The organism is Burkholderia sp. Bp9031, assembly GCF_003857965.1.
Taxonomy (GTDB): Bacteria; Pseudomonadota; Gammaproteobacteria; order Burkholderiales; family Burkholderiaceae; genus Burkholderia; species Burkholderia ambifaria_A.
In genome coordinates this window covers 238,751-254,258 of record NZ_QTPW01000003.1, presented here as the reverse complement: position 1 = coordinate 254,258, position 15,508 = coordinate 238,751, and the positions used below count along the sequence as shown (strand labels likewise).

16 protein-coding genes and 1 pseudogene are annotated in these 15,508 nt (G+C 67.0%); 8 read left to right on the top strand and 9 right to left on the bottom strand.

Annotation, left to right across the window (positions count from 1 at the left end; translation table 11 throughout):
* The first annotated feature begins 146 nt into the window (after window positions 1-146).
* Entirely contained in the window at window positions 147-1,262 is a 1,116-nt protein-coding gene (locus DIE15_RS06250) for a succinylglutamate desuccinylase/aspartoacylase family protein (RefSeq protein WP_057925642.1), read from the top strand.
* A 136-nt stretch (window positions 1,263-1,398) separates the two neighbouring features.
* Here the strand turns inward: DIE15_RS06250 and DIE15_RS06245 are convergent, their stop codons facing one another.
* Complete coding sequence (locus DIE15_RS06245) at window positions 1,399-2,205, bottom strand: MetQ/NlpA family ABC transporter substrate-binding protein (protein WP_057925641.1); 807 nt, start codon at window positions 2,203-2,205, stop codon at window positions 1,399-1,401.
* A 307-nt stretch (window positions 2,206-2,512) separates the two neighbouring features.
* Here DIE15_RS06245 and DIE15_RS06240 point away from each other — a divergent pair, with 307 nt between their 5' ends.
* The 4 genes from DIE15_RS06240 (at window position 2,513) to DIE15_RS06225 (ending at window position 4,950) form a co-directional block, all read left to right on the top strand.
* The gene (locus tag DIE15_RS06240) at window positions 2,513-3,667 is read left to right on the top strand and encodes a porin (protein ID WP_057925640.1); all 1,155 of its coding nucleotides are present in this window, start codon (window positions 2,513-2,515) and stop codon (window positions 3,665-3,667) included.
* 217 nt (window positions 3,668-3,884) lie between these two features.
* Complete coding sequence (locus DIE15_RS06235) at window positions 3,885-4,145, top strand: DUF2866 domain-containing protein (protein ID WP_011548992.1); 261 nt, start codon at window positions 3,885-3,887, stop codon at window positions 4,143-4,145.
* A 123-nt stretch (window positions 4,146-4,268) separates the two neighbouring features.
* Window positions 4,269-4,652, top strand: a complete 384-nt coding sequence (locus DIE15_RS06230; RefSeq protein WP_057925639.1) for a DUF6232 family protein — start codon at window positions 4,269-4,271, stop codon at window positions 4,650-4,652.
* Between the two features lie 70 nt (window positions 4,653-4,722).
* Window positions 4,723-4,950, top strand: coding sequence for a hypothetical protein (locus tag DIE15_RS06225; RefSeq protein WP_057925725.1), 228 nt, complete (start codon window positions 4,723-4,725; stop codon window positions 4,948-4,950).
* A 292-nt stretch (window positions 4,951-5,242) separates the two neighbouring features.
* Here the strand turns inward: DIE15_RS06225 and DIE15_RS06220 are convergent, their stop codons facing one another.
* Entirely contained in the window at window positions 5,243-5,854 is a 612-nt protein-coding gene (locus DIE15_RS06220) for a trimeric intracellular cation channel family protein (RefSeq protein WP_124832669.1), read from the bottom strand.
* A gap of 8 nt (window positions 5,855-5,862) precedes the next feature.
* Window positions 5,863-6,399: pseudogene (locus DIE15_RS06215) on the bottom strand (penicillin-binding protein); the annotation flags it as partial.
* Between the two features lie 391 nt (window positions 6,400-6,790).
* On the opposite strand from DIE15_RS06215, the gene DIE15_RS06210 reads away from it, so the two are divergent.
* Complete coding sequence (locus DIE15_RS06210; protein ID WP_124832668.1) at window positions 6,791-7,585, top strand: aminoglycoside phosphotransferase family protein; 795 nt, start codon at window positions 6,791-6,793, stop codon at window positions 7,583-7,585.
* A 105-nt stretch (window positions 7,586-7,690) separates the two neighbouring features.
* On the opposite strand, the gene DIE15_RS06205 is transcribed toward DIE15_RS06210, so the two are convergent.
* From DIE15_RS06205 to DIE15_RS06190, 5 genes are all read right to left on the bottom strand, one after another.
* Window positions 7,691-8,527: a bifunctional allantoicase/(S)-ureidoglycine aminohydrolase gene (locus DIE15_RS06205; RefSeq protein ID WP_057925635.1), complete on the bottom strand. Its 837-nt coding sequence runs from the start codon at window positions 8,525-8,527 to the stop codon at window positions 7,691-7,693.
* 708 nt (window positions 8,528-9,235) lie between these two features.
* Entirely contained in the window at window positions 9,236-9,676 is a 441-nt protein-coding gene (locus DIE15_RS06200; protein WP_057925634.1) for a hypothetical protein, read from the bottom strand.
* A gap of 376 nt (window positions 9,677-10,052) precedes the next feature.
* Window positions 10,053-10,712: an isoprenylcysteine carboxylmethyltransferase family protein gene (locus DIE15_RS06195; RefSeq protein ID WP_057925633.1), complete on the bottom strand. Its 660-nt coding sequence runs from the start codon at window positions 10,710-10,712 to the stop codon at window positions 10,053-10,055.
* A 166-nt stretch (window positions 10,713-10,878) separates the two neighbouring features.
* Window positions 10,879-11,043 (bottom strand): hypothetical protein, encoded by a 165-nt coding sequence (locus DIE15_RS36885; RefSeq protein ID WP_162840550.1) that lies wholly within the window; start codon window positions 11,041-11,043, stop codon window positions 10,879-10,881.
* A 255-nt stretch (window positions 11,044-11,298) separates the two neighbouring features.
* Window positions 11,299-11,718, bottom strand: a complete 420-nt coding sequence (locus DIE15_RS06190; RefSeq protein ID WP_124832667.1) for an HIT family protein — start codon at window positions 11,716-11,718, stop codon at window positions 11,299-11,301.
* Between the two features lie 288 nt (window positions 11,719-12,006).
* Between DIE15_RS06190 and DIE15_RS06185 the strand changes: the two genes are divergently transcribed.
* Window positions 12,007-13,185 (top strand): hypothetical protein, encoded by a 1,179-nt coding sequence (locus DIE15_RS06185; RefSeq protein WP_185734376.1) that lies wholly within the window; start codon window positions 12,007-12,009, stop codon window positions 13,183-13,185.
* A 192-nt stretch (window positions 13,186-13,377) separates the two neighbouring features.
* Entirely contained in the window at window positions 13,378-14,781 is a 1,404-nt protein-coding gene (locus tag DIE15_RS06180; RefSeq protein WP_124832666.1) for a serine hydrolase, read from the top strand.
* 64 nt (window positions 14,782-14,845) lie between these two features.
* Here the strand turns inward: DIE15_RS06180 and DIE15_RS06175 are convergent, their stop codons facing one another.
* Window positions 14,846-15,469, bottom strand: a complete 624-nt coding sequence (locus DIE15_RS06175; RefSeq protein ID WP_057925630.1) for a glutathione S-transferase family protein — start codon at window positions 15,467-15,469, stop codon at window positions 14,846-14,848.
* Window positions 15,470-15,508: the final 39 nt, after the last annotated feature.

Genomic DNA, 15,508 nt, shown 5'->3' with positions numbered 1-15,508 from the left:
AACGTTATTTTTTACGCGCCAACCTGATGATTCGAAAAGGAAAACGATAGACCGTGCGCGTGGTTTGATAGGTTCGCGGAAGGCAACGTACAATCGATCTTCCACGCATACCGGATCACTCGCGGCTGCGCCGCCCTCCCCTCATCATGCAAACGCAGACCCATCCGCTGATTTCCCCCGCCGTCGGCACCGAACGCCAGATCACGAGCTTCCACTACGGCCCGCGCGGCGGCAAGAAGGTCTACATCCAGTCGTCGCTGCACGCGGACGAACTGCCGGGCATGCTGGTCGCCACGCTGCTGCGCCGCAAGATCGCCGCGCTCGAGACGGCCGGCAAGCTGCGCGGCGAAGTGGTCATCGTCCCTGTGCCGAACCCGATCGGCCTGTCGCAGCATGTGTTCGGCGACCACCTCGGCCGCTTCGAGCTCGGCTCGATGCAGAACTTCAACCGCAATTTCCACGATCTCGCGGCGCTCGTGCTGCCGCGCATCGAAGGCCGCCTGACGAACGACGCACAGCGCAACCTCGCCGCCGTACGCGCCGCGATGCGCGAGGCGCTCGACGAGCAGAAGCCGCGTACCGAACTCGAATCGCAGCGTCTCGCGCTGCAGAAGCTGTCGTTCGACGCCGACATCGTGCTCGACCTGCATTGCGACAGCGACGCGGTGATGCACCTCTACACGAACCCCGACCTGTGGGAAGACGTCGAGCCGCTGTCGCGCTACCTGGATGCGCAGGCTTCGCTGCTCGCGCTGAATTCGGTCGGCAATCCGTTCGACGAGATCCACAGCTTCTGCTGGTCGGATCTGCGCAGCCGGTTCGGCGATCGCTTCCCGATCCCGAACGGCGCGATTTCCGTCACGGTCGAACTGCGCAGCGAGCGCGAGGTGTCGTACGAACTCGCCGAGAAGGACTCGCAAGCGATCGTCGAATACCTGACCGAGCGCGGCGTCATCGACGGCACGCCGGCACCGCTGCCGCCGCTGGCTCACCCGGCCACGCCGCTCGCGGGCACCGATCCGCTCGTCGCTCCGGTGTCCGGCGTGATCGTGTTCCGTACGCCGGTCGGCGCATGGATCGAGGCCGGCCAGGAAGTAGCCGACATCGTCGATCCGCTGACCGATCGCGTGATCACGCTGAAGAGCAGCGTGTCGGGCGTGCTGTACGCGCGCCAGATCGTGCGCTTCGCAACCGCGGGAATGGAAGTCGCGCGCATTGCCGGCGCGACGCCGATCCGCACCGGGTCGCTGCTGTCGGCCTGAGCGGCCTGCGCTGCTGGCCCGCGCGCCGCATCACGGCGCGCGCCAACGAAATCGCCCGCTTGCGCGGGCGATTTGCTTTTCGGCCGGGCGGACCGCCCGGCGACGCGGCCGGGCAGCGGCCCGCTTGCGCCGTCGTTCAGAACGCCGGCACGATCGCGCCGCCGAACTTCCGGTCGATGAACTTGCGCACGTCGTCCGATTCATACGCCGCGACGAGCTTCTTCACCCACGGCTTGTCCTTGTCCTGCGCGCGCACCGCGATCAGGTTCGCGTACGGCCCGCGCAGATCCTCGATCGCGATCGCATCCTTCACCGGCGTGAGCCCGGCCTTCACCGCATAGTCGGTGTTGATCGACGCGGCATCGAGATCGGGCAACGCGCGCGGCAGTTGCGCGGCGTCGAGCTCGACGATCCTGATCTTCTTCGGATTCTCGGCGACGTCGAGCGGCGTCGCGTTCACGCCGTTCGTGCCGGCGCCCGCCTTCAGCTTGATCACCCCGTATTTCTGCAGCAGCAGCAGCGCGCGGTTGCCGTTCGACGGATCGTTCTGGATCCCGACCTTCGCGCCAGCCGGCAAGTCCTTCAGCGACTTGAACTGCTTCGAATAGAAGCCCATCGGCGCCGTGTAGGTCAGCCCGACGTTCACGATCCGGTAGCCGCGCTGCTTGATCTGGCTGTCGAGAAACGGCTGGTGCTGAAAACCGTTCGCATCGAGGTCGCCCGCGTCGAGCGCCGCGTTCGGCTGCACGTAGTCGTTGAATTCGATGACCTTGATCGCAAGGCCTTCGCGTGCGGCGACTTTCGTCACCTCGGTCCAGATCTGTGCGTCGGGGCCGCTCATCGTGCCGATCTTCAGCGTCTGCGCTTCGGCATGCGCGCCGGGTGCGGCAAAGGCCAGCGCCGCGGCAAGCGCGCCGAGGCCGGTCAGGATCGAACGTCGCATGGTGTCCTCTTGTCCCGTGTCGTGGTCGAAGCGCGCATCGTGACACGGGGCCGGAACGGCACCAACGAAGCTTGTTTCATGTGCATATTCCGGATCCCGATCGAATCTCAGGCGGAATCGGTATAACTCCCCGCTATACAACCGTGCAAAATCCAATGTCGCATCGGCACCACAGATTCGTCATATGACAGAGGCTGTCACATTCATTACGTGGCCCGCCGATAAAGTTGCCGCCGGTCCGTGAAAGCGCCCGCAGAGAGCGCCGGAACCGCAACTGGACACGCCATTTACTCGCTCGGAGAATCCTTTGAACAAGAAACTGTTGACCATCGCCATCCTCGCAGCAACGGCCGGCACGGCACACGCACAAAGCAGCGTCACCCTGTACGGCGTGATCGACGCCGGTATCAGCTACGTGAACCACAGCAAGACCGCAAACGGCGGCAGCGGCAAGATGTTCAAGTACGACGACGGCGTGGCCCAGGGCAGCCGTTGGGGCCTGCGCGGCACCGAAGACCTCGGTGGCGGCCTGAAGGCGATCTTCGTGCTCGAAAACGGCTTCAACAGCGGCAACGGCACGATCGGCCAGGGCGGCGCGATCTTCGGCCGCCAGGCTTATGTCGGCCTGAGCCAGTCGCAATACGGCACGCTGACGCTCGGTCGTCAGTACTCGTTCTCGACCGACGTACTCGGCTCGAACTACTCGACGGGCGGCAACACGGTCGCGGGCAACTACGCGTACCACGTGAACGACGTCGACCAGCTCACGTCGAGCCGCATCAACAACTCGGTGAAGTTCCAGAGCGCGAACTACGCCGGCTTCACGTTCGGCGCGTTGTACGGCTTCTCGAACTCGACCGACTTCGCCGGCGCAGCGGGCACGGGCACCACGAACACCGGCGGCTCGTCGCGTGCATACAGCTTCGGCGTGAACTACGCGAACGGTCCGTTCGCACTCGGCGCGGCCTACACGGACATCCGCTTCCCGAGCCAGTCGTCGCCGGCATTCTCGACGACGATCGCGAACATCAGCACGGGTAACATCCGCGACCTGCGCACGTACGGCGTCGGCGGCCGCTACATCTTCGGCCCGGCAACGGCATGGGCCCTGTGGACGCGCACGCAGTTCACCCCGGTCGCAGCCGGTGCGTCGGGTACGTTCTACAACGCATACGAAGCAGGCCTGAAGTATGCGATCACGCCGGCCCTGTCGGCAGCTGTCGGCTACACGTACACGAACGCAACGCAAAGCGGCAACTCGGCGCACTGGAACCAGGGCAACCTGGCGCTGGACTACGCGCTCAGCAAGCGTACGGACGTGTATGCCCTGGTCATCGGTCAGAAGGCATCGGGCAACAACGTGCAAGCGCAGATCGGCTCGAGCACGAGCTACTTCAGCACGTCGGGCAACGGTGCGCAGAACCAGATCGCTGCTCGCGTCGGTATCCGTCACAAGTTCTAAAGCATCCGCTTAACTCGCGGATCACGACGGCAAGAACGGCAAGAAGCGCCCCGCTCCACGCGGGGCGCTTTTTTATGGGCTTTTAAGTTTCGCTTAATTCTGGGCTGAGAGGATGCTCTCACCCCCCCTGTTGGCCGCCTGAGCACCGGCGGCTTTTTTTTTGAGACCTACTACGGCACCGCCATCAACTGCCCACAAGACAGGATCGGAGGCCAAGATGATCGAAGATACCGTTTTCAGCCATCTGCACGCGATTCTGACGTGCCAACATTCGCTACCGGTCCAGAGCTGCCGCGTGTCGGTGGAAATGCAGCGTCCCTGGGGCCGCCCGTACCGGCTCGTCGAATGGACGATGCATCTCGACGCGCCCGCGCGACGTCAGATCGTGCCGGCCGAATCGACCGACGAAGAGATCGCCGAGGTCGTCGCGTCGCACGTGCCGGGCCGCCTGTACGGCGACGGCCGGCTGCAGTTCTGATTCCCTTCCACGCGCGTCGCTGCCCGCGTCGCAACCGGCCCGCACGCATCGTGCGGCACTCGGTCTCGTTTGACGCGGCAACGAAGTCTGCTACGCTGCGCGTTTTCGTCCACGTAACATACGATGGAAAACGCATTCAACGAACGCGGCGTGATGGTCACGCGCAACGGCCTGTCGGCCGCCGGGCAAGTCTTCCCGCTGCGTGACATCCGCAACGTCGACGTCGTCAAGATCCCGAAGAATCGTCTCGTGCCGTCGCTGATCTCGCTGATCGGCGTGGCCACCGCCATCGCCGGCGGCATCGGCGCATCGAGCGCCGCGCTGGTCGTCGGCGTGATGCTCGCCGTCGTCGGTTATCTCGCATGGACCACGCAGGACATCACGTACCGGCTGATGGTCGAGATGCCCGACGGCAAGCGCGAAGCGCTGTCGAGCGTCGACCCCGAGTTCGTCGAGCGCGTCGCGCAGGTCGTGCGCAATGCACGGACGGCGACGGCTGCCGGCTGATTTCCGCTGTGCGCGCCAACCTCCTAGTATGAAAGAGCGGCACGCCGCCGCATCGTTCGAGGAGGTCGGCATGAACGCCCAATCGCTGTCCGGCATGCTGCGCGCGCAGGAACTGCTGCTCGTCTCGATGATCCGCACGATGCCGCCCGACGAACGCTGCGCACTGGTCGACCTCTACGCCGAACAACTCGCGTTTGCCGAACAGGCCGGCTTCGAAGGCCACGGCGATCGCGCGACGCACGACGCGTTCCTTGCACATGCGCGCAACCTGCTGATTCGCATCGAATCGCTGGCTTAGGGCCGGCCCGCTTCTCCCGAATTTGTCCCGCGCGGCTCGCCCGATCCGCGCGGACAGTGCGCGTCCGCACACGCCGCTTTCCGTCCCCATATTGATAATAATTCGCATTTGTAATGACGAATTTATCAATTCCCTTTCAATTCGCCGTTCGTCGCTTGTTGTGCGCGAACGGACCAACGTGACGACACTCTGGGGCGGCGAGCTCGCCCGCGTGCAGTTCGTGCGCACGGTCGCGCGCGAGTGGCGACGCGGCGTTCATCCGCACATGGCGGCGCGCCAGGCGCCTCGTCGCTCAATGCTCGACGTCCGCCGCGCCGAACGTCCGCATCTTCCATCCGAACCGCACGGCAAGCATCCGCATCGTGAAGCCCGCCGCCAGCGCGACCACCGTCGCAAGCCCCGCATCGATGCCGAGATACAGCATCCCGACATACAGCGCGCCCGTGAAGCACGCGACGCTCGCGTACAGCTCCTCGCGCAGGATCAGCGGCATCTCGTTGCACAGCACGTCGCGCAGCATCCCGCCGCATACGCCGGTGATCGCACCGGCCAGCACGACGATGATCGGCGCGGTGCCCGTCGACGCGCCGATGTCGCAGCCGATGATCGTGAACGCCGCGAGGCCGATCGCATCGACGGTGACGAACAGCGTCTTCATCCGCGCGACGTGCCGTGCGGCCCACGACGCGACCGTCGCCGCGACGAGCGTGATCACCAGGTACTCGGGATGCGCGATCCAGCCGAGCGGATAGTGGCCGAGCAGCACGTCGCGCACGGTGCCACCGCCGAGCGCGGTCACCGCGCCGACGAGCGCGAGCCCGAAGCGGTCCATCCCGCGCCGCATGCCCATCAGCGCGCCCGACATCGCTTCCGCGACGATCGCAATCAAGTAGAGCGTATGCATGGTGCGCGTCAGTCATCCGTCCGGAACAGGTCGAGCACGCGTTCGCGCTCGGCCGCATCGACAGCTGCGGGCATCGGCTCGCCGGACTTGTCGCTATCGCCAGGCGTGCCGGATGCACCCGTCACCACCACCGCACCGCCGCACGCAAAGCGGCTATGGATATACGCCGGTACGTCGGCCGTGCACGTGCCGCGCGTGTATTCGGCGTATCCGAAATCGCCGTCGACGAGCGCGACGTCCTGCGGCGGCGTTGCCTCGACCGGCGTGCGTCCGTCGACAGCCGTCCCCATGTAGTCGAACCAGACCGGCAGCGCGAGCGTCGCGCCGGTCGCGCGCCCAATCGGGTGCGGCGTGTCGTAACCGAGCCATGCGACCGCGACGATGCCGGACGAATAGCCAGCAGACCACACGTCCTTCGAGCCGTTCGACGTGCCCGCCTTGCCGGCCGCGTCGGCGCGGCGCAGCGCAAGCGCGCCGCGCGCGGTGCCGGCCTTCACGACGTCGCGCAGCATGCTGTCCATCACGAACGCGTTGCGCGCCGACGCCAGGTGCCCGACGGACGGCAACTGCGTCCAGATGCGCTGGATCGTCCATGCGCCGATGCCCGCGCATGCGAGCGTCAGACCGAGCAGCGCGCCTGCGAGCGTGCGCCATGCACGGCGGCGCGATGACGTGTGAGGCGGCGCCGGTGACGGCGGAGGGTTGGCGGTGTGATCGGTCATGCGGGCTCCTTCTTCGATGCGGCGACAGCGGGCGCTCGAGTGGCGCCCATCGGTCACGGAAGGCGCGCATTGTCGAAGGGATGACGCGAAACCGGAACATTCTTTAGCCAAAGTTTGGTTGGCTAAATTCTATTTAGGAAAGGATGGGCACGCGGGCGGCAGCGCCGCCCGAACCGCGCTGCGGACGAGCCGGTTCGCCTGTACCATCGTCCGCATGTTCGACACGTACCTGCACCTGTGGGACCTCGTTCCCGACGGCGGCCCGATCCTGACCGCGAGCGGCGGCGTGCTGCCCGTCGTCTGGCACGCACGTCCCGCGATGCTGAAGGTCGCCACCTGCGACGAAGAGCGTCGCGGCAATGCGCTGATGACCTGGTGGAACGGGGATGGCGCCGCCCGCGTGTGGTTGCACGACAGCGACGCGGTGCTGCTCGAACGCGCGCAGCCGGCGCCGACGCTCGCCGGCCTGTCCGCTGCCGGCCACGACGACGATGCGATCCGGATCGCGTGCGATGCCGTCGCGCGGCTGCATGCGCATCGCGCACCGGCGCCGCCCGCGGTCGTGCCGCTGCACGACTGGTTCTACGCGCTGCTGTCGCTCGACACGGACGACGACGTGCTGCGCCGCTCTGCCGCGACCGCGTACCGGCTGCTGGCCGTGCAACCCGTCGACGACGCCGTGCTGCACGGCGACATTCATCACGGCAACCTGCTGCACTTCGGCGATCGCGGCTGGCTCGCGATCGATCCGAAGGGATTGCGCGGCGACCGCGCGTTCGACTACGCGAACCTGTTCTGCAATCCCGCGCACGACATCGCGGTCGATCCCGCGCGCTTCGCGCGGCGTGTGATGCTCGTCGCCGAGACGGCGCAACTCGACCGGCGCCGGCTGCTGCAATGGATCCTCGCATGGGCCGGCCTGTCGGCGGTCTGGCTGATGGAAGACGAACTGCCGCCCGATACGCGGCTGCAGGTCGCGATGCTGGCCGCCACCGCGCTCGGCGAGTAGCGCGCGACGCACGCACGCCGTCACGCCGGTTGCATCGAACCACGTCGCCAACAAAAAACCCGCCGGCATACACCGGCGGGCTTTCGGGTCCGACGCGCGCAACGCTTAGCGCGCGGGATTCAGCGTCAGGTTCATGTGACGGTTCACATCCTTGTACAGCAGGTAGCGGAAGCGGCCAGGGCCACCCGAATAGCATGCCTGCGGACAGAATGCGCGCAACCACATGAAGTCGCCCGCTTCCACCTCGACCCAGTCCTGGTTCAGGCGATAGACGGCCTTGCCTTCGAGCACGTACAGGCCGTGCTCCATCACGTGCGTCTCGGCGAACGGAATCACGCCGCCCGGCTCGAACGTCACGATGTTCACGTGCATGTCGTGGCGCATGTCGCTCATGTCGACGAAGCGCGTCGTCACCCATGCGCCGTTGGTGCCCGGCATCGCGATCGGCTCGACGTCCTGCTCGTTGGTCACGAACGCTTCCGGCAGCGCAATGCCGTCGACGACCTGATAGTGCTTGCGGATCCAGTGGAAACGCACGGCCGCATCGCTGACGTTGTGCAGCGTCCAGTCGGCGCCCGGCGGAATGAATGCGTAGCCGCCCGGCTTCAGCGTGTGCTTCTTGCCCTGCAGCGTCAGCTCGGCCTCGCCTTCGACCACGAACAGCACGGCTTCGGCGTTCTTGTCCTGCTCGGGCTTGTCGCTGCCGCCGCCCGGGTTCACTTCGACGATGTACTGCGAGAAGGTTTCGGCGAAACCCGACAGCGGACGCGCGATCACCCACAGGCGCGTGTTGGTCCAGAACGGCAGCCAGCTCGTGACGATGTCGCGCATCACTCCCTTCGGAATGACCGCGTACGCCTCGGTGAACATCGCGCGATCGGTCAGCAGATCGGTCTGCGGCGGGTGGCCGCCATGCGGCGCGTAATACGTTGTCTTAGACATAAAGCATCCAGGCAATGGGTTGGTCCGGCCCCGGGTAGCAACGGCAGGCGCGGCACGCGCGTGGGGCACGCATGCGGCGGCGGGACATCGTTGCCGGGGTGGCTTGAAAGCGCGGGCGCCTTCTTTCGGTCGGCCAGGCTTCGCGACGGGTCCGCCCGGTTCAGCGGGCGGGGCGACCCATGCCTGTGGGTCCGGCGGCCGGGCCGCGGACACTCGGGGTCATGCGGCGGGGCACGGGGGACGGCACGGTTCGATTCCGTACGCGGGCAGCGTTGACGATAGCGAAGTCGATCCTGATCGACCAATTAAATGTTGCGATGACATCCATTCGATTTCGCACTACCCGCCGGCGCCCGCGATGGCCGGTGCACGCGTGTCGCAAACGGTCGGCGCATCAGGGAAATCCTGATGACCGGAGGACAACGCGTCGATCAGCGATATCGCGTGGTGTCGGCCAAACCTGCCCGGCTGCATGTCAGTGCAACTGGCGATGTGGTCTGCAAGCGGGAAAGGTAAAGCGGGAGGGAGCGTGCCGAGCCGTCGAGCGGGGCCGGGCTTGAACTGCCGAAGGGGATGAAGGCGATGAAGGCCGCCGGTCTTGCCGGCGAAGGCGGCCCGGCTGAGGCTGCCGGGCCGGCTGTCGGATCGGGTGCCGACGCGTCGGGCGCGCCGGTGCGCAGGCCGCGCACCGTGCCGCGCCCGCGGCGATCAGTCCCAGTCGCGGTGATGGCGATGCTTGCGGTGACGATAACCGCGACCGCCGTGATCGCCGCGGTCGTACGAGTTGCGCGACAGGTTGCCGCCGAGCGCCGCGCCGGCGCCGCCGCCAACGGCTGCGCCCAGCAGGCCGCCCGTGCGGCCGCCCATCGCGTTGCCGGCCGCGGTACCCGCGCCGCCGCCGAGTGCGCCGCCGATGATCGCGCCGGTGCGCTCGTGACGGTTCGCCGTCACTGCGCCGCCCGCGCCGCCGCCGATCGCGCCGCCGATCACGGAGCCCGTGCTGCCGCCGACCGCGCCGCCGACCGCTGCGCCGGCAACCCCGCCGAGCGCGCCGCCGAGCGCGTTGTTCAGGTCACCGGCCATTGCCGGCAGTGCGGTCGCGCCGGTCAGCACGGCGACGACGAGAGTGGGGGCAATTTTCTTCCACATTCCCGTATTCTTCCTTGTTCGCAATCTGGTTATTGAAAGTCCGCTCGATACGACGATCTGAACCGATCGACGTCGATGCCGGCATTGTGCCGAATCCCGGACCAATTCATTTCAATGAGCTTGCGGCGAAGAATAGCACCGGTCGAGCCCCGCTGCCGTCGACATTCTGGTAACAAGTTGTTTACCGGAAGGCGACTCGGAAAGGCTTGCCGAATCGTCCGGCAACGCCCGCCGGCAAAGGCTTCGACGACGATCGGCCGGTCGGGATGACGGTGCGGGAAGCGTCCGCATCGCGAGTTCGGACACAGGTGGCAACACATCGGCGAGCGCAGCGGGGCCAGATCGACGCGCGCCGCCCGTTCGAAGCAAACGAGGGTCAGTACACGCCGGGAAGCAGCCGCCAGGTGTGCGCGCAGTACGCGTCGTATTCGGCGCCGAACTGCGCGCGCAGCAGCGCTTCCTCGGAACGGATGCGCGCCACGAGCGGCACCATCGTCAGCGCGACGAGCAGCAGGCCGACGCCCGAGCGGAACGCGAACGCCCAGCCGATCGAATTGACGACCAGGCCCAGATAGCTCGGGTTGCGGATGCGGCTGTAGATGCCGCCCGTCACGAGCGTATGGCCCGGCTGGATCGCGACGAGCCCGCTGAAGCGCTTGCCGAGCACGAATACGGGCCAGATACGCAGCACGCCGCCCGCGACATACAGCACGACGCCGATCCAGCGCACCGTGTCGCCACCGAAGGTCCATACATCGAGCCGGTCGGTCAGCGCGGGCAGATAGGCGAGCAGGAAGCCGCTCGCCGCGAAGGCCGCGAGCACCCAGCGGTTGTCGCGGTTCTCGCGTTCGCCGGCGCTCAGGTTGCCTTCGGTAAACAACGCGGCGACGGCCAGCGCGAACGTCGCGACGACGATGACGGTCAGTTGCGGATGCGAGAAGAAGGCTGCGAACCCGCCGATGCCGAGCACGGCGAGCCCGAGATAGACGAGCGTGGAGACGCCCGACACGATTGCGACCTTGCGCGTAACGGCCATGGCTGCCTCGCCGGAGTGGACTTTCCTGTGAAGTATAGGAACCCGGGCGAGCGATGCGCAGACGCGCCGTCATGCGGCGCGCGAATCTTCCCTGCGGGAAGCGGCGGCGGAACGTCGAACGACGCGGTCGATCGACGTGCGGGGCAAGCCCGCGCCCGCCGCGTGGTCAGCGAATACGGAAGTGTCCGCCGATCCCGACACTGACGGGCGGTGCGTAATACGCGGGCGCATAGCCGTAATAAGCCGGCGCGGGGGCGTAACCGTAAGGCGGCGCGACGTAACAGCCGGACAGGCCGGCGATCAGCGCAAACGTGATGAGGACTTTGTACATGGCTCGATTCCCGGCGAAGAGGACACATGACACCTTGCGAACACCGGGCCGTCGCATCTTGCGACGGCCGGCACGAAGGGGTCGCACGCCCTTCCTGTCGCTCGATGAAGCAATGCGCGGAGTCTAGCGCCGGGGCGGCCGAGCCAAGTTTCTCGGGCGGTTACACGTGTTACCGAGCGTGACTGCTGAAACAGATGCGAACGGCGTCGCGGCGCGCGCCCGCTGGCGCCGCGGGAACCACCCGCCGTGCACGCGTTACACGAAATGTGCGCGGATGCGCTGCGCGACCGATTCGAGCGTGGCCGCATCGGCGATGTCGCGCGCGTGCAGCCGCAGCTCGACGCCTTCCCAGCGCGGGATCACGTGGAAATGCACATGCGGGACCGTCTGGCCCGCGGCCGCGCCGTTGAACTGGCCGATGAACACGCCGTCCGGCCCGAGCGCCGCGCGCACGGCCGCCGCGACGCGCTGCGTCATGCGGATGCCGGCCGCGGCCGCATCGCCGGACAGCTCGAAGATCTGCGCGGCCGGCTCCTTCGGGATCACGAGCACGTGACCGTCGGCCTGCGGCATGAGATCCATGATCGCGAGGGTTGCGTCGTCTTCGGCGACCTTCACGCACGGCAGTTCGCCGCGCAGGATCCTGGCGAACGGGTTGTTGTTGTCGTAGGACATGGCGTTTTCCGATTTTTCCGATTGCGGTTTGACTGGGAACGATGCCGGACGATTATCGGCCGATGGCGGATCGGATTTCAACTTGTCAGGACGTGTCGCGATTGCGGTGAACAATGCACGCCGGCTCGCATGCGATGTCCGTCGACTGAGGGAATATTCGGCCGTCGCGATCCGTTTATTCCGAGCGTGGATTCGCGCGGCACGATCGCGAACCCGCGCCGGACACCCGTCGGCTGCGCAGGCCGGCAGCCGGGATGACTGATTGCGATCATCAACCGGAGTCATGCCATGAACCCTCTCCCTTCCTGTCGTTCACCCGCCCCGCCCGTCCTCGCCATTCACCCGCCGCTCTTTGCCCACGCCCGTCGCACGTTGGCGCGCACGCTTTGCCACGCGGCTTGCGGCGCCGGAGTGGTCGCATTGTCGTCGGCTTTCGCGTGGGCCGGCGACAGCGACATCATCCTGCCGGTCGTCTCGTCGGTCACCGCGTCGACCGTGCCGGCCAACGGCGACGTCAATCCGTACGGCATCGCGTTCGTGCCGCGCGGCGTGCCGAGCTGGAGCACGCTGAAATCGGGCGACGTCGTCGTGTCCAACTTCAACGCGGCGTCGAACGCGCAAGGCACCGGCACGACGATCGTGAAGCTGTCGCCCGGCAAAACGCCGGCAACGTTCTTCCAGGGCAGCAATCTCGGCCTGACGACCGCGCTCACGGTGCTGCGCAGCGGCTTCGTGCTGGTCGGCAACGTCCCCGCGCCGGACGGCAAGACCGTGGTCGCACCGGGTTCGCTGCTCGTCATCGGTCCGCAAGGCAATCTCGTCACGCAACTGGTCAGCGCCACGCTGCTCGACGGGCCGTGGGACATGACCGTGATCGATCACGGTCCGCGCGTGACCGCGTTCGTGTCCAACGTGCTCAATGGGACGGTCGCACGGATCGAACTGGTGATCGGCCCCGATGGCGTCACGATGCTGCCGAGCTCGCACATCATCGCGTCGGGTTACGTGAACCGGACCGATCCCAACGCGCTCGTCGTCGGCCCGACCGGTCTCGCGTACGACCCGAAAGTCGACGTCCTGTACGTCGCGTCCACCGGCGACAACGCGGTGTTCGCGATCCAGAACGCCGCATCGACGAACCGCAACGGTGGCGTCGGACGGATGATCTACTTCGATGCCGCACACCTGCACGGCCCGCTCGCCCTGGCGCTCGCGCCGAACGGCCATCTCGTGACCGCGAACGGCGATGCGGTCAATCCCGATCCGCAGCATCCGAGCGAGATCGTCGAATTCACGGTGGACGGACGCTTCGTCGCGCAGATGCAGGTCGACACCGTGCCGGGCGCAGCCTTCGGCCTCGCGTTCGGGCAAGGCAGCAAGGGTCATCCGGAATTCGCGGCCGTCGACGACAACACGAATACCGCGACGGTCTGGACACTGCGTTCGGACAACGACAACGCACAATGACGCACCGTATGAACGGGCCGCATGCGGCCCGTTCGAACCTGCGCGATCGACACATGCGATTCGCACACGCCGGGCACCATGCCGCCTGGGCGATGCCGTCCGGCGTCGCTCCCCCGCGATTGCCACCGCTTGCCCGAACCTGCGACACTGCCGGATCGTTGCCGGCCGGCACGCCACCGAGGACGCTCGCGCATGACGCCCCCCTTCAAATCGCTGATCCGACGCGGCGTCGCCGTCGCGCTCGTCGCCGCGGTCGGCTACACCGGCTACATGCTGTCGCGGCTCGCCCCGATCGCGACGGGCTATGCCGCGAAGGCGCTGTGTTCCGGCGTATTCGTATCAGGCCGTCCGGCCGCGTCGGTGATCGATGTCGACATCATGGCCGGCGTGCATCCGCTGCTGAAACTGGTGCGTCCGTCGATCGATCCCGAGCATCATCGCGCCGTCGCGACCTTCGCCGGCTTCGCGCAACGCGAGGCGGACTTCCGTCCCGGGCTCGGCTGCACGCTCGCGCTCGGGCCGTCGCCCGGCGTGCTGCCGGCCGCGCTGCCGCCCGTCGCCGACCCACCGCCCGCGAAGGAAGCGGCGCCGGCCGCCCCGCCCACCGGCATCGACACACGCAAGCTGCAGGCCGCACTCGACCGCGCGTTCGACGAACCCGATCCGGCACGGCCGCGGCGCACCCGTGCGGTCGTCGTGATGTGGCGCGGGCAGGTGATCGCCGAGCGCTACGCGCCCGGCTTCACGGCCGACACGCCGCTGCCCGGCTGGTCGATGACGAAGACCGTGACGGCCGCACTGGTCGGAGTGCTCGTCGCGCAGCACAAGCTGTCGCCGGATGCGTCGGCGCTGCTGCCCGAATGGCGCGACAGCGGCGACCCGCGCGCGGCGATCACGCTCGACGAACTGCTGCGAATGACGAGCGGCCTGCAATTCAACGAAGACTACGACGACCCGCTGTCCGACGTCGCCGTGATGCTGTTCACGCAGCCCGACACCGCGCGCTTCGCGTCGGCCAAGCCGCTCGCCGCAAAGCCCGGCACGCAGTGGCATTACTCGAGCGGCACGAGCGCGATCGTCGCGCGCGTGATGCGCGAAGCGATGGGCGGCACCGAGGACGATTACCTTGCATTTCCGCGCCGTGCGCTGTTCGCGCCGCTCGAGATGCGCAGTGCGGTGTTCGAGCCCGATGCGGCCGGCACGCTCGGCAGCGCGTCGTTCATGTATGCGAGCGCGCGCGACTGGGCGCGCTTCGGGCAGCTTCTGCTGCAAGACGGGGTGTGGAACGGGCAGCGACTGCTGCCGCATGGCTGGGTGCGCTACCTGACGCGCGCGACGCCGCAATCGACGCGGCAGGAATTCGGCGCGCAACTGTGGGTCAAAGTGCCGGAGCCGTTCAACGATCGCGATCCGCATGCGCGCGCGATGCCGGCCGACGCGTTTCACGCGGTCGGCCATGAAGGCCAGTTCGTGAGCGTGGTGCCGAGCCGCGAGCTGGTGGTCGTGCGGCTCGGGTTGTCGCGGCCGGAATCCGCGTGGAATCACGAGGCGTTTCTCGCACGCGTGCTCGAGGCCGTACCGGCATCCGGTACGTGACATGCCGCGGTGCGGCGGCGGCAGTCGAACCGCCGGCCCTGCACCGCGCGCGACATGCGATGCGTTACGGGTTCGCGCTGCCCGCGTATTGCTTGAAGCCTTCGCGCGTCGCCAGACGCTCGATGTAGCGCGTCACCGCCGGGAAGTCCGGATGCTCGAACGGCGTGCCGAACCAGCGGTTCACCGACAGGCCGATCGGAATGTCGGCGAGCGTGAAGTGATCGCCTGCTACGAACGCTTCGGTCGCTTCGAGCTGTGCGTTCAGCACCTTCATGTGCTTCGTCCAGCCCGCGATCGACTGCGCGATCGCCGCCGGGTCCTGGTGATCGGGCGACTTGCGCACGAGGCCGAGGAACGCGCCGACCCACGAACGGTTCAGGTCCGCGCCCTGCCAGTCGATCCACTGATCGACCCGTGCGCGCGCCTGCGGCTCGGCCGGATAGAGCGCGTCGCCGCCATAGCGGTTCGCGAGATAGCGGATGATCGTGTTCGACTCCCACAGCACGAAGTCGTCGTCCTTGACGACGGGCACGAGACCATTCGGATTCAGCGCGAGATAGGTCGGGTCGTTGGTCGTGCGAAAGCCCGAGCCCCAGTCTTCCTGTTCGAACGGCAGGTTGAGTTCGGTGCACAGCCACAGCACCTTGCGGACGTTGATGGACGGGATCTTGCCGAGGATGTGCAGCATGCAGGCTCCTTGTGAGGTCGAGTGCGAAGCGTCAGGCGT

What these genes read in the sequence shown, in the direction of transcription:
- DIE15_RS06250 (WP_057925642.1), top strand. Translation starts at nt 147, where the DNA reads ATGCAAACGCAGACCCATCCGCTGATTTCCCCCGCCGTCGGCACCGAA.
- DIE15_RS06245 (WP_057925641.1), bottom strand. Translation starts at nt 2,205, where the DNA reads ATGCGACGTTCGATCCTGACCGGCCTCGGCGCGCTTGCCGCGGCGCTG.
- DIE15_RS06235 (WP_011548992.1), top strand. Translation starts at nt 3,885, where the DNA reads ATGATCGAAGATACCGTTTTCAGCCATCTGCACGCGATTCTGACGTGC.
- DIE15_RS06230 (WP_057925639.1), top strand. Translation starts at nt 4,269, where the DNA reads ATGGAAAACGCATTCAACGAACGCGGCGTGATGGTCACGCGCAACGGC.
- DIE15_RS06225 (WP_057925725.1), top strand. Translation starts at nt 4,723, where the DNA reads ATGAACGCCCAATCGCTGTCCGGCATGCTGCGCGCGCAGGAACTGCTG.
- DIE15_RS06220 (WP_124832669.1), bottom strand. Translation starts at nt 5,854, where the DNA reads ATGCATACGCTCTACTTGATTGCGATCGTCGCGGAAGCGATGTCGGGC.
- DIE15_RS06210 (WP_124832668.1), top strand. Translation starts at nt 6,791, where the DNA reads ATGTTCGACACGTACCTGCACCTGTGGGACCTCGTTCCCGACGGCGGC.
- DIE15_RS06205 (WP_057925635.1), bottom strand. Translation starts at nt 8,527, where the DNA reads ATGTCTAAGACAACGTATTACGCGCCGCATGGCGGCCACCCGCCGCAG.
- DIE15_RS06200 (WP_057925634.1), bottom strand. Translation starts at nt 9,676, where the DNA reads ATGTGGAAGAAAATTGCCCCCACTCTCGTCGTCGCCGTGCTGACCGGC.
- DIE15_RS06195 (WP_057925633.1), bottom strand. Translation starts at nt 10,712, where the DNA reads ATGGCCGTTACGCGCAAGGTCGCAATCGTGTCGGGCGTCTCCACGCTC.
- DIE15_RS36885 (WP_162840550.1), bottom strand. Translation starts at nt 11,043, where the DNA reads ATGTACAAAGTCCTCATCACGTTTGCGCTGATCGCCGGCCTGTCCGGC.
- DIE15_RS06190 (WP_124832667.1), bottom strand. Translation starts at nt 11,718, where the DNA reads ATGTCCTACGACAACAACAACCCGTTCGCCAGGATCCTGCGCGGCGAA.
- DIE15_RS06185 (WP_185734376.1), top strand. Translation starts at nt 12,007, where the DNA reads ATGAACCCTCTCCCTTCCTGTCGTTCACCCGCCCCGCCCGTCCTCGCC.
- DIE15_RS06180 (WP_124832666.1), top strand. Translation starts at nt 13,378, where the DNA reads ATGACGCCCCCCTTCAAATCGCTGATCCGACGCGGCGTCGCCGTCGCG.
- DIE15_RS06175 (WP_057925630.1), bottom strand. Translation starts at nt 15,469, where the DNA reads ATGCTGCACATCCTCGGCAAGATCCCGTCCATCAACGTCCGCAAGGTG.